This window comes from Nostoc sp. DedVER02 (assembly GCF_034530675.2).
Lineage (GTDB): Bacteria > Cyanobacteriota > Cyanobacteriia > Cyanobacteriales > Nostocaceae > Nostoc.
In genome coordinates this window covers 1-12,423 of sequence record NZ_JAVRCP020000032.1, presented here as the reverse complement: position 1 = coordinate 12,423, position 12,423 = coordinate 1, and the positions used below count along the sequence as shown (strand labels likewise).

The window sequence follows — 12,423 nt, the reverse complement described above, 5'->3', positions numbered from 1 at the left end:
GTTTAGCCAAACTCTTAACTTGTTCAGGAATTCTCAAAATTCCGAGTTTTATGTTCTGAACTCGGTCGTTCGTGTTCTGAACTCGGCCTTTCGTGTTCTGAACTCGGCCTTTCATGTTCCAAGCTTGAAATTTCGTGTTCCAAGCTTGGAGTTTCGTGTTCTCAAATCTAATGACTAGAGGTTTTAGTGACTTTGAGTGCGATCGCAATACTGAATATACCAACTAAGCACTAGCTTCCGGCGTTGCAGATGGCTGTATTTCACTACTGTTATCATGACCGTAGTCATAAGGGCCATGAGTCACAACCGGCAATACTTCCCAGTTTTCAATTGCTGGTGGCGAGCTAGTTGTCCATTCTAAAGTCAAAGCTTGCCAAGGATTATCACCAGCCAAAGGCCCTTTCAACCAACTGTAAATCATGTTGATGGCGAAAGGAATTACCGATATCCCCAAAACAATTGAACCGAAGGTACAAATTTGATTGAGGTCGATAAATTGGGGGTCATACATTGCCACTCGTCGGGGCATTCCTTTCAAACCCAACTCATGCATGGGTAAAAAGGTGAGATTAGTGCCGATGAAGGTGAGGGCGAAATGAATCCGTCCCAAACTTTCATTCAACATTCGTCCGGTCATTTTGGGGAACCAGTGATAAATACCGGCATAAATGCCAAACACGGAACCGCCAAACAGAACGTAATGGAAATGTCCGACAACATAATATGTGTCATGGACGTGAACATCAAAAGGCGCTGTTCCCATCGTCACACCGCTTAAGCCGCCCATGACAAACATAGACAACAAGCCAATGGCGAAAAGCATCGCACCTGTGAAGCGGATTTTACCACCCCAAAGGGTAGCAACCCAGGCAAAAATCTTCACGCCAGTGGGAACTGCAACTATAAGAGTGGAGATAGTGAAGAACATCCGCATCCAGCCGGGTGTACCACTGGTAAACATGTGGTGTACCCAAACGAACAAACCGACAACGCAGATGGCTACACTAGAGTAAGCGATCGCTTTATAACCAAAAATTGGCTTGCGGGAGTGAACCGGAATTACCTCCGACATGATGCCGAAGATGGGCAGAATCATTAAATATACTGCCGGGTGAGAATAAAACCAGAATAAGTGTTGATAAATTACAACGTTACCGCCTGCATCTGGTTTAAAGAAGGATGTACCAAAGTTGAGGTCGAACAACAGCAGAACTAAACCGGCTGCTAATACAGGTGTGGAGAGAAGTGCTAGCAGGGAGGTTGCCAAGATTGCCCAGCAGAATAGGGGTACTTGATCCCATTTCATGCTCGGAACCTTCATCATCAAAATGGTGATTACGAAGTTCAGCGAACCTAAAATTGAGGAAGTTCCTACCAAAACGATCGCAAGTATCCACATAGTTTGAGCAATTGGTGCTGTCACCAAACTCAAAGGTGGGTAAGCTGTCCAACCAGATTGCGAACCGCCAAAAATGAAACTACCTAATATAAGCGCACCGGCTGGTGGGTTTAACCAAAAAGCGATCGCGTTCAGCTTCGGAAACGCCATATCCCTCGCACCGACCATCAACGGCACTAAATAGTTACCAAATCCGCCAATAGCGCTAGGAACAATCCACAGGAAGATCATAATCGTCCCGTGATTGGTCATGAAAGCGTTATACAGATTGGGGTCGAGTACGTCTGCATCTGGTGTTGCTAATTCCACCCGCAGAGCGATCGCCATCAGTCCGCCGATGAGATAGAAGACAAACGCCGTCACCAGGTATTGAATACCAATAACCTTGTGGTCAACATTAAATGTAAAATAATCTTGCCATTTCCACGCCTTCGGATGGGAAGCGTGGCCAGCCACCATTTCCGGTTTCTTTCCTTCTGGTGGAGTATTCCGTGGAAATTCTACCTGCGTCATATTTTTGTCCTTTGTCTTTTGTCATTTGTCTTTTGTCCTTTGTCTTTTTGCCCTTTGTCATTTGTCTTTTGTCTTTTGTCATTTGTCATTTGTCCGTTGTCATTTGCCAGTTACCAATAACTAATGACCAATGACTAATGACTAATGACCAATAACCAATGACCAATGACCAATGACCAATGACTAATGACCAATGACCAATGACTCTAGAGTTGCTGCACTAATGCCCATATCATGGGTGTGGGGCGCGAGAAACTCTGATGTTGATAAGTCGGCTGGATTAACTGCAACAACTTGATTGGGGTTTTGCTGTTGAGCAATCTGGTTTTCTGTCCGCCAGTTATTATATTCTTCTGGTGTGTGGACAATTACCTGTGTCCGCATCGAACCGTGATAACCACCGCACAACTCAGCACAAACTACGGGATATGTACCTGGTTTGGTGGCGACAAATCGTAGTTCGGTAGGTATACCGGGAAGCGCATCTTGCTTCAAGCGGAAGTTTGGAACCCAAAATGAATGAATTACATCTTGTGCTGAAAGGTTGAGTTGCACATCAGCACCAACGGGTATGTGCAATTCCCCAGAACTAATGCCACTATCAGGGTAATTAAATAACCAGGCATACTGTATGCCTTTGACATCAACAACTAAATCGGCTGGTTTGTTTAAAGTTTGAGGAGACGCGCCGATACCGATTGTTGGAGCGATGGCTGGTGCAGCTGTTGCTTCAGTATCGCTGAGTGTAGCAGCAATTGCCGTTCCCGACTGATGAGCAACATGAGCCGCTGAATGAGGATGGCCAGCAGGCTCAAAACCGCCCATTTGGTTAAAAACATCTACACTGTAGATGCCTAAACCAAGGACAATCACTGTGGGAATTGCTGTCCAGAAGATTTCTAAGGGAACGTTACCTTCTATTGGTAAACCATCGGTATCATCACCGCGACGGCGACGAAACTTCACCAAAAAAATCAGAATAGTTCCTTCTACCACCAAGAAGAGTGCGATCGCAATGGTAAACATGACGTTGAAAAAACCGTCTACCAAAGGCGCTTGTAGCGATGCCTGCATCGGCATGAGAGTGTGGTTTTGACCGATCCAAATACTGATTGCTGTAACTACTATCCCAGCAACCAGAGTCCATAGTGAAACAGGAACTTGTTGCATACATGCTACCTGTGTAAACAGTCTTTTATAGGTAATGGGTATTGGGTACTGGGGATTGGGTATTGGGTACTGGGAATTGGGCATTGTTATTTATTCCCCATTTCCCATTTCCCATTCCCTATTCCCCATTCCCCATTTCCTTTTCACTTATTAACTTTCTAACGTGCAGCCATTAAAAATGGGGGAAACTTCCAGATTTTTTCCATATCTTTCCCCCAAAAAAATACAAATTATATTTCAACTCCTATGAAAAAGTTAGCCCCCTGCTTTCAAAAAAGCTAGTTGTTCCAAGAGGGCACTGTTGACCTAATATTGATTAGGCTATATTAGCAGCAAGTTTAAATTTGTTAATAGTTAACATTTTACGATTTACGGATTTGTTTACTGTGAACTATTTATTAGTTACAGTCAATACTTAGTATTCCCCTCAAGTTACCTTGCCTAGCCTATTTACACTTTTTACAAACAGTGCCTCCTTGAATTAACAACAATTTGGACTAACTCTAAAAACTCTAATTATTTACTGCAACATGGGTGTAGCAATTTTTCGGACAAATCCGCGAACAGGCTTCACAACCAATACAGTTTTCTGGAGAAGTAACTGCCATTACTTTCCGTTCAATTTCGTCATCGTCTTCATCATCTACAAATTCGCCTTCTTCATTGAGTGCCTTCAAACCTAGCACATTGTATCCGCAGACTTTAACGCATCTGCCACAGCCGATACATTTATCCTTGTCAATTTCTTGAGCGAATTTTGGTGTCCAAGCTTTACCGCCAAATGTCAAACCTGTTAGTTGTGCCATTAATAATTCCTTGGCAATTTTGCCTATCAATCTGTTTGTGCATTAATCATCATATTATCCTAATCTTTTATTCTTTTGTATTCAAAATTCACTTTTACTTGATAAAAAATCGATAACTTTGAACACAATTACAAAGGATTTTTGAAATCAAAAATAAATGCAAATTATTGCCAATAATAATTATAAATGCTCAAGTTTACCTCGTTCAGATGCTCGGCATGAGAACGCATTCATTGAGTCTCTGACTCAATATCTGACTGGAGGCAGCAGCCGCTAATCAGCTATTCCCATGCAGCATAAATTACAGGTTTGAAACCTACCCTCGTCGATAAAGCCTCATGTAAACGCAAGTATATCGATAAAAGTGATGATATTATTTTTCAAATACTTTTAGCTTTAGACAAAGAAATCTAGATAAACAGTATACATATATACAAAAATAAATGTTCATTAATTACATTTTTATATATGCAATATGTATTTTGCAAAGCAACAATTTGCCATTTAATCTGATTCAACTATTTATATAAATGATGACAAAATAAATATTCGTTTTACATTTAAATCAATATAATGAATTTATGAAGGAAACATAATCAATTTATAAAGCAACTGTAATTTTTATGGCAGAATCCGAACCTGCCTTAAATATTAAGATTATTAATAAATCAGATGAAGTCAAATCGCATCAGGCTTAAGTATGTTCTCAAAACACTTTATGATTAAAGATCGAATGTTCATTAAATACCTAATTAAATGAACATTAAGATATATTCTTAAGCTCGGTACAAACAAATTAATGATTTTTTTCATGAAATGTATAGTTAATAAATAAGTTTTGTCAGGATCGGTTTAAAAGCCTTAAATAGCTTCCGATTGGATGCAAAGTCAAAATATGGATGTGGGGAGTGAATGGGCGAGAAAAAATTATTCTCGCCAGAAAGATTATGTGGTAGCGAGTCATGAATAGACAGGACTCATCCAGGGGAGACCTGAGACAGACATCTCAACGATTAGAGTGGGAAAAGAGCCTTATGCCTTATACAATTCCTAACAACAGTTGCGTTGGATGTGACAACTGCCGCCCCCAATGTCCTACGGGTGCAATCAGAATAGAGGACAATGAATATTGGGTTGATCCTGGTCTTTGTAATAATTGTGAAGGCTATTATTCAGAACCACAATGTGTAATAGCTTGTCCAACTAAGTCTCCCATTCCTTGGCAAGCGAAAAAGGGAAGATGCAAAGTTGAACCGAGAGATTCTACCAGTTTAGACTTGTTTTCTAATGGCAAAAATAATCCATTTGCTTCTGCGATCGCAATTTGGGAAGCGTGTAATGTACTAGCACAGCGAACATCTCTACATTGGGAAACCGATGAAGAAGGGTACATCAGTTACAGGCGACAAGTCAATCAAGGTAGGGGTGCGATCGCTTTTCATATCCAAGATCCATTCAAAGTTAACGACAAAGCCACAGATATAGCAGCAATTGAGGCGCTTGATATCAGAGCCGCTTGTATACATCTAATTTTTGCAGGTTATGCCACAGCCTTAGAGCAACCTTGGGAGCAAGAATTTGCGATCGATGAGCGTCAAATCGAGAAATATTTGGGGATGGAGAAACGCAAAGACTTAAGCAAAGCTGCCAAGCTAGCTTTAATGAAAAATCTTGTTCAGCAAGCTTGCTCCCTAATTATTTCCATTGACTGGCCGCAACAAGGTCGAATTAACGGATTCTCTGTGACAAACAGCCGCTTATGGCACTTAGTAGATATTCAGCACCACTTTCAAGAAGACAATCTTGGATGCAAATATCTGATTGGGCTAACTTTTAAAGTAAAAGCAGGCGCGTGGGCGCAATATTTCTTAAACAAACAAGCGTGTAAAGAGCGAACCGCATTCTATCAATACGGTAGTCTCCCGAAAACACTACTAACTACAGTTATGAGCATTTGGCAGCAACATGAAGGCGCAGTCCGACTAATGCTGTGGTTGCTGTTTAAAACCAAAATGGGCAAAGAACAACGCATTACCATTCCTACCTTGCTGCGTATTGCCTACGGTGAAGAAAAAGTTGCCCTCGCATCCAGACAACGAGAAGAGCGTAAACGTCTGCTGCGAACCTTTGAAAGCGATTTGGAAATTCTCAATCACTATGGAATGAAGCCACTTTTCGATCCAGTTACTTACCCACCAGAAATTCAACCTTTATGGGCGAAGTTAATCGATCTTCCCGAAGATCCAGATGAAGCATTAGAATTTTGGACTAATGACGGTGGTGCTGAAACTCGCCTCACAGACACAGGCCCCCGTGGTAAGTGGAATCTGCTCATGAATGCGCGAATTCTGGCTTTTGAACTCCCACCAGAATGGGAACAGCAAATATCAGAATCAGAAAAAAAGCAACGGCGGACTGCTAAAGCCAAAAGGAAACCCAAAGCTACAAACGATTTACTGGGCGAACAGATTTTGCAGGCGCGAAAAAATTTGAATCTCTCCCAAAGAGAATTGGCAAAACTTACAGGTAAAAGCCAAAGCTGGATTCGAGATATCGAAAATGGTCGTTTAAAAGCCAAATTAGAAGACCAAGTTCTGTTAAGAAAAGTCTTAAATATGGCTTCATCTTGATTTTGGATTTGGAATTTCAACGCAAAGGGACGCAGAGGAAAGCGCAGAGGTACACAGAGGTTTTATTACGATTTTGTCCAGCGTTAACAATCCTCTGCGTTACTTTGCGCTTCCCTTTGCGTTAAAAATCATTTCTATGTACTATAACTCATCACCTTACTAGAAGTAAGCCAAAGGCTACCTACAGCATATTTAGTAACTACTAACTCTTTTGTCGCATTACATGAACTCTTCAGTTGTTGAGTCCTTGTTTCATCTTTCACAAGTTTCGCCTGGTAAGTGGAGAGAGAACCAGAAGGTTGTTCAAAACTCAATTCAGCTAGAATAGTATTATTATCTAAACTTTGCTCCAAAATTTTGCCTGCAACTTTGTAATTAAACCAATCCCATCCGTTTCTAAGGATTAGTTCTCTTTCCAAAACCTGAAGTGCAGCAGGCAGAATTCCCCAGCCTCTATATACTTTCTGTAAGCAGTGAATATCGCCTGATCGAGTCAAAATCGATCTAAATGAATCTCGATCGAGACGACCATAGTATCTTCCCTCTGGTAAATCTATGATTGTTGGTGCAAACCGATGTCCACCAAAATGCGATGATTTCCAAATTCGCACATTATCCAAGCACAAATCAGCATTACTAGCTGTTATATGGAAGTAAAAAGGAGCGCCATATCTCGCACAGCATTTATCATGGCTACCGTGGGTGCAAACTAAAATATCTCTAGTGGCACTAGTTTCTACCTCAGAATTAGAACTAATACCCCATATCCATTTTTGGACAAATGCTGCTACTTGCTCAATATTTTCTAACTTAAACTCTTGCTTTTGGTATCCATTACTTAGTCCCTCTTTTTTTTGATAAATCAAGAGCGTAGTATGATTTACTTTGTGTGAAATATCATTAGCAATTAAGAGGAATCTAATCGGTAGTTTAGCACGCTTCACTTCCTCTACCAAAATCCTCAAGTTCTGAGGAACCCATTTAGAATTAAAAGCTTCTGATGTCCAAGGTAAAGGACACTCAACTAAAATATAAGTTTGATAATTAGTGGCGCTACCAATAACATCTTCTCCTACTTGCTGTGACTCATCAGAACAAAAAAAAGTATTCATCTCGCTGTACTCATTAGCTTATTTTTTGGACAAAAGGTATTACAAAATACATTTGTGTTCTTAGCTACAATATCCTTGGCTAAAGGAGATAAAAAAGAACAATATTCATTTCCCATCTGAAACTAGGTAGCCACTTTATAACATCATTATTGATCGAGGTATTTCCGGTTAATAAATTCTCCACAATAAAGATAAACAGTGTCAAGATAGATTTTTCCGTATGAGCGGCGTTAAATTTGTATCTAGTTTTATTGTTATTTAGTATCTTATAAATTTTCACTTGCTGAAACTCGACTTTTCTTAACTTACTTTCTTTAGTAAAATCAAATATATTAAACCTTGTACATAGGTGCAAAGCTACTTGGAGACTTACCAAGGATTAACTTGCTGATAATATCAATGTAGCTGATATTACAATCCAAAATATTGCTAGTAGTAAAATACTTTTCTAAAGTTTTGGTGAAATTATTTTCATGGCTAGTTACAAATCCTGTTTTTACATATAAAAATATAATTTTCCGTTTTTTTTGTAAGAAAGATAATCCTAAAGATAGATGTGGAATCAGCCAATACAAATTTAAAAGAATTTCTACACTATTCATAATGTTTATTGCAAGTAATTCTCAATTAGACCAGAAAAATAAAAACACTGAAACTAGGGATAAATGCTTTAGTGCCCTATACTTCATGCGTCACAAGTTAATGTTAAAGCCTAGTGACTAATCACTAGCTGCGTCACTGACATCAACATTAACAAACCTGTTATTTACTTTTTTATCTAATCTAACTTCCTGAAGCGTATGTCAGGGTTTGATTATATTCCTCTATTTTGACTGTAACTGAACTCAATAATAAATGCAAGTATTTGAGAATCTTTATAATTTCATCATCGTTTGTTGCCTCTAGATGGTTGACTAAATCAAGGTAAATGGGCATTTTATAGTGGAGATAGCTCACTTGAGGAAATATTGATTCTTTCAATACAATAAATAAAGTTTCGCAATTGTGACAAATTGTTGCCCGTAGGGTAATCCGAATATCTGTGGCTATGGCGATCGCATATTTCTACTTCCATGCAGAATTGAATCATTTTTTACCACGGCATCACAAGCAGGTAAAAATCACCCATTTTTTTGAGGAGAAAGCGTCAATCAAAGACATGATTGAGTCGTTAGGTGTCCCTCATCCAGAAATTGATTTTATAAATGTTAATGGGGAATATGTAAATTTTTCTTACATAGTTACGGATGGAGATACTATCAACGTTTATCCAATTTCAGCTAGGAATGTTATTATACCAAGCATTTCTGTTTTGCCAGAACCGCTCAGTACTATTCGTTTTGTTGTAGATATCCATTTGGGGAAGCTTGCGACATCCCTACGACTTTTAGGTTTTGATACTTTGTACCGCAATGATTATGAGGATGAGAAATTAGCCCAAATATCATCCAGTCAAGGGCGGATTCTCTTAACTCGTGATAAAGGTCTATTAATGCGTAGTTTGGTAACGTATGGGTATTATGTTAGAAATACTAACCCTCAACAACAAATCATAGAAGTACTGCAACGCTTCGACTTATTTAAATTAATTGCCCCATTTAAACGGTGTTTGCGTTGCAATGGATTATTAGAATCTGTAGATAAGCAATCCATTATTGAACAAGTACCAGAAAATGTGCGAGCGCAGATCGATCTATTCCAGCGTTGCCAAGACTGCGATCGCATTTATTGGAAGGGTTCTCATTATGAACGATTACAACAGTTTATTGATGGAGTACTCAACTCACAAAAAGGTGACTAACTTAGCCAGCTGAAATATTCCCACTAATTATTTGACTACCCCCAATTCTTGGATCTTCATCTTGGCGATTCAAATCATCAGGATTAGGGTTTAGCTTACTCTCTCCAGTAACTTCTTCTGGTTCAATAGGATCTGCTTCTTGAGCTTTATCGATATCAATAGAGCGAGGAGGTTCTTTGGCGTGAGAGAAATCTATAAGTGGATCGGTTTGATCGGAAGTCATGAGTTATTAAATAATAGTGTAGTTTCTCTAGTGTTAAATGTATCTTTAGTGCAAACATCTTTCTTCAGAAAGAAACTACATGATGTGATGGTGTAAGAAAAAGCCAATGCAGATGCTAGCACTGACTTGGAAATTATGCGATCGCTGCGATCGCAAATCCTGAGTTTATGAATGAGTGATGGGTGGAGTGTATAAAGTGCCAACAGAACCATCTGTGAGATATTCAGGTAATTGCACTTTTGTCAATCAGAAAAAATACTCAAAATAGCTCAAATGAAAAGAATAATCGTGCGCGAGGGGAAAGGGACGAAAGCATACCCGACCACAGCCAGTACAACACCAATTAGAAGTATCTTTGAGTGCTGTGGCAATTTCTTTCCAGTTTTGTGGATATAAGCGTGAGCTATAGCAGTGTTTTTATGTAGAAGCGGAAGGGGGAAAGGTAAAAACTCGCCCGCAAGTGGCGCGAAATAATCCAAATTTTATGAGGAAGGTAAAAACCTCGCCCCTTGTAGGCGACCTGTTCATCCCTTTCCCCTTTAACCTTTTCCCCTTTGTTTATTTGCTGATGAGATTGGCTAACCACTTATTGATCAAAAAAGCTTACCTCCTAAGATAGATAATTTCTTGAGAAACCTTTAATTTAATTGCAAAATCTTAAACTAAAAATTTAATAATTTTTTTATAATTACCATAATTTTTATCAATATCAAAAGCTCTAGTAAAAAGCATCAAGTAATAGTACACTAAACAGTTAGTTGATGGTTGTAGCAATCAAAACTTCATTAACTCTTAACTTGCACCAAGCTCCGGTGAATAAAATTTACACGCCAGTTGCTTTGTATCCGCGACTTCAGTCGCCTGGTGCAAAATAATAAGAGAACTCAGATTTGGCAATTATTAGATTAGGTAAGCCAGTAAGTTTAAGCTTTGTCATCCTAAACTTTTCGGTTTACCTTGCCAAAAAAACTTACCAATCTATTAGGTATCAAGGAATAATGTTGAAACGTCGCACAATACTAGTGGGTTTATCTGTACTTAGCTTAACTTTGGCTGTGGGTACAAAAGTCTATGGGCAATCCACTAGCGGGCCAGATGCTTGGGAGACTGTCTATAATGATGCAGTTGCCAGCGCAACAACGACAATTTCAGTTCCACTTTTAGGCTCCTTGTTATCATCCATCCTGCAAATAGTTTACAACTTAACAGGTTTTTGGGGCGGTTAATTCTTTGTCTCATATCCCAAGAGAAAAAGCTTAAATAGCGGCTTTTGCAGTGTAGTTTTGTGGTAATTTCTACACCTGCGTAGACACTCTGCGTCTTGTCGCCAGACATTGCTTGACTATCGTTAAAGCAGATTTTCCCATAGCCAAATATTTCATAGCCCGTGAGGAGTCTTTTTTCTATGTTCAAACCTCGCACAATTTATAGTGCCTTAACTGCAATTATCTTAGCGTTTGCCATCAGCACACAGATACATATACAACCCGCCCTTGCCTCTGGAGGAACGTGTAATCCAACGGCAAATAACCTACCTGTATGCCCAAGTACAGCACTTTCAGAATCAGCAAGTTTCCTTGACCCAACTGCAACAATCATCAATCCCACAAATATTACCTTGGGTGAAAAAGTCTTCGTTGCCCCATTTGCCAAGTTAGACGCTACTAATGCCCCCATTAGCATTGATGCCGATTCTAATGTCCAAGACCAAGTGAAAATTACAGCTTCGGGAACAGGAGTGGAGATTGGTTCGCGTGTCATTATGGCACACATGGCTACTATCAAAGGTGCAGCCAAAATCGGTACTCAAGGTTCTACCGGGCCTTTTACTGACCCAGTTACCAATACTCAGTTCAGCAACACTATTCCCGAGATATTTCTTGCCTTCAACTGTGAAATAGACGGTGCTACTGTAGAAAGAAACACGGTAGTCAACTTTCTCGCGCGCGTTGGCCCTGGTGTTACCTTACCTGCTGGTAAAGTTGTCCTGCCTGGTAAAAACGTCACAACTAACCTACAAGCTACTAGCGGCAGCTTGGGGAAAGTAGCAAACTTAACACAAGCCGACGTAGCATTGATGGAAGGCATTATTGGAGTCAATGAAGCATTCGCCAAAGGTTACACAGACTTAGCCAGAGCAGATTTGACAAACGTAAAAGGGATAAATTACGCTCCAGCCACTTTTTTCAACCCCGGAGGTCTACCGCAGATAGGTGGAAGTGTTACTCGCGATCCAAACTTCCGTAATCGCATCATCGGCAATATCGTTCTACAAGATTCTTTTGCAACGCTTAACAACAAAATAGGTAATAGAATTTCACTGCGTGCTGATGAGGGTCAACCTTTTAATGTTGGGCAAATTGCTGGGATGGCAAACGATGTTGTATTCCACGCTTTAGAAACAACTAGCTTGACTCTTGGTAATGGTATTGGTTATGGGCCTCGCGCTCTAGTTCATGGAGGTAGGCAGGTTGTCAATGGTGTTGCGAATGGTGCTGAGACTAGCATAGGCGATCGCGTAGGGTTAGCACCGAACTCTGTTATATTCCGTTCAGTTATTGGCAACAACTCAGCAGTTGGGCAAAAAAGCGCAGTCTTCAATTCTACATTAGCTCCCAGAACTAATATTCGTTCTAGGGTAATATATGCCGACAACGGCAGCCTAATTTCATCTGTGGAGTGGTAATACCAATTTTGGATTTTGGATTAAAAATCCTTTCCATCAGACAGTTCTAGACCTCTGAAACAATTCTATCTATTCCAATTTGG

General features: G+C 39.8%; 11 protein-coding genes. 4 read left to right on the top strand and 7 right to left on the bottom strand.

The annotated features are described in order from the left end of the window. Positions 1-223 precede the first annotated feature (223 nt). From ctaD to fdxB, 3 genes are all read right to left on the bottom strand, one after another. Positions 224-1,912, bottom strand: a complete 1,689-nt coding sequence (gene ctaD / locus RMZ41_RS24510) for a cytochrome c oxidase subunit I (protein WP_322642619.1) — start codon at positions 1,910-1,912, stop codon at positions 224-226. Positions 1,913-2,095: 183 nt separating this feature from the next. After that, positions 2,096-3,082: a cytochrome c oxidase subunit II gene (locus RMZ41_RS24505; protein WP_322642620.1), complete on the bottom strand. Its 987-nt coding sequence runs from the start codon at positions 3,080-3,082 to the stop codon at positions 2,096-2,098. A 512-nt stretch (positions 3,083-3,594) separates the two neighbouring features. Next, on the bottom strand, positions 3,595-3,888 hold the full coding sequence (gene fdxB, locus RMZ41_RS24500; RefSeq protein ID WP_174710795.1) for a ferredoxin III, nif-specific: 294 nt from the start codon (positions 3,886-3,888) through the stop codon (positions 3,595-3,597). Positions 3,889-4,922: 1,034 nt separating this feature from the next. Here fdxB and RMZ41_RS24495 point away from each other — a divergent pair. Further along, a complete protein-coding gene (locus RMZ41_RS24495; RefSeq protein ID WP_322642621.1) occupies positions 4,923-6,518 on the top strand; it encodes a helix-turn-helix domain-containing protein in 1,596 nt (531 codons plus the stop codon). A gap of 134 nt (positions 6,519-6,652) precedes the next feature. On the opposite strand, the gene RMZ41_RS24490 is transcribed toward RMZ41_RS24495, so the two are convergent. Further along, positions 6,653-7,630, bottom strand: a complete 978-nt coding sequence (locus RMZ41_RS24490; RefSeq protein ID WP_322642622.1) for a sucrase ferredoxin — start codon at positions 7,628-7,630, stop codon at positions 6,653-6,655. A 332-nt stretch (positions 7,631-7,962) separates the two neighbouring features. Beyond that, positions 7,963-8,232 carry a hypothetical protein gene (locus RMZ41_RS24485; protein ID WP_322642623.1) on the bottom strand — a complete coding sequence of 90 codons (270 nt, stop codon included), beginning with the start codon at positions 8,230-8,232 and terminating at the stop codon, positions 7,963-7,965. 446 nt (positions 8,233-8,678) lie between these two features. Here RMZ41_RS24485 and RMZ41_RS24480 point away from each other — a divergent pair, with 446 nt between their 5' ends. Continuing rightward, positions 8,679-9,431 (top strand): Mut7-C RNAse domain-containing protein, encoded by a 753-nt coding sequence (locus tag RMZ41_RS24480; protein ID WP_322642624.1) that lies wholly within the window; start codon positions 8,679-8,681, stop codon positions 9,429-9,431. Between the two features lies 1 nt (position 9,432). Here the strand turns inward: RMZ41_RS24480 and RMZ41_RS24475 are convergent, their stop codons facing one another. Together RMZ41_RS24475 and RMZ41_RS24470 are read right to left on the bottom strand one after the other, a co-directional pair. Beyond that, positions 9,433-9,654: a hypothetical protein gene (locus RMZ41_RS24475; RefSeq protein ID WP_322642625.1), complete on the bottom strand. Its 222-nt coding sequence runs from the start codon at positions 9,652-9,654 to the stop codon at positions 9,433-9,435. Then, complete coding sequence (locus tag RMZ41_RS24470) at positions 9,651-9,866, bottom strand: hypothetical protein (protein ID WP_322642626.1); 216 nt, start codon at positions 9,864-9,866, stop codon at positions 9,651-9,653. Before RMZ41_RS24470 ends, RMZ41_RS24475 begins: the two co-directional genes overlap by 4 nt. A gap of 678 nt (positions 9,867-10,544) precedes the next feature. Between RMZ41_RS24470 and RMZ41_RS24465 the strand changes: the two genes are divergently transcribed. Both RMZ41_RS24465 and RMZ41_RS24460 read left to right on the top strand, forming a co-directional pair. Continuing rightward, positions 10,545-10,880 (top strand): hypothetical protein, encoded by a 336-nt coding sequence (locus RMZ41_RS24465; protein ID WP_322642627.1) that lies wholly within the window; start codon positions 10,545-10,547, stop codon positions 10,878-10,880. Positions 10,881-11,059: 179 nt separating this feature from the next. Further along, complete coding sequence (locus RMZ41_RS24460; RefSeq protein WP_322642628.1) at positions 11,060-12,340, top strand: acetyltransferase; 1,281 nt, start codon at positions 11,060-11,062, stop codon at positions 12,338-12,340. Positions 12,341-12,423 lie beyond the last annotated feature (83 nt).

Excerpts from the sequence above, each read along its gene's own strand:
- RMZ41_RS24485 (WP_322642623.1), bottom strand. The coding sequence starts at position 8,232 with ATGAATAGTGTAGAAATTCTTTTAAATTTGTATTGGCTGATTCCACAT.
- fdxB (WP_174710795.1), bottom strand. The coding sequence starts at position 3,888 with ATGGCACAACTAACAGGTTTGACATTTGGCGGTAAAGCTTGGACACCA.
- RMZ41_RS24490 (WP_322642622.1), bottom strand. The coding sequence starts at position 7,630 with ATGAATACTTTTTTTTGTTCTGATGAGTCACAGCAAGTAGGAGAAGAT.
- RMZ41_RS24475 (WP_322642625.1), bottom strand. The coding sequence starts at position 9,654 with ATGACTTCCGATCAAACCGATCCACTTATAGATTTCTCTCACGCCAAA.
- RMZ41_RS24460 (WP_322642628.1), top strand. The coding sequence starts at position 11,060 with ATGTTCAAACCTCGCACAATTTATAGTGCCTTAACTGCAATTATCTTA.
- RMZ41_RS24495 (WP_322642621.1), top strand. The coding sequence starts at position 4,923 with ATGCCTTATACAATTCCTAACAACAGTTGCGTTGGATGTGACAACTGC.
- RMZ41_RS24505 (WP_322642620.1), bottom strand. The coding sequence starts at position 3,082 with ATGCAACAAGTTCCTGTTTCACTATGGACTCTGGTTGCTGGGATAGTA.
- RMZ41_RS24470 (WP_322642626.1), bottom strand. The coding sequence starts at position 9,866 with ATGGTTCTGTTGGCACTTTATACACTCCACCCATCACTCATTCATAAA.
- ctaD (WP_322642619.1), bottom strand. The coding sequence starts at position 1,912 with ATGACGCAGGTAGAATTTCCACGGAATACTCCACCAGAAGGAAAGAAA.
- RMZ41_RS24480 (WP_322642624.1), top strand. The coding sequence starts at position 8,679 with ATGGCGATCGCATATTTCTACTTCCATGCAGAATTGAATCATTTTTTA.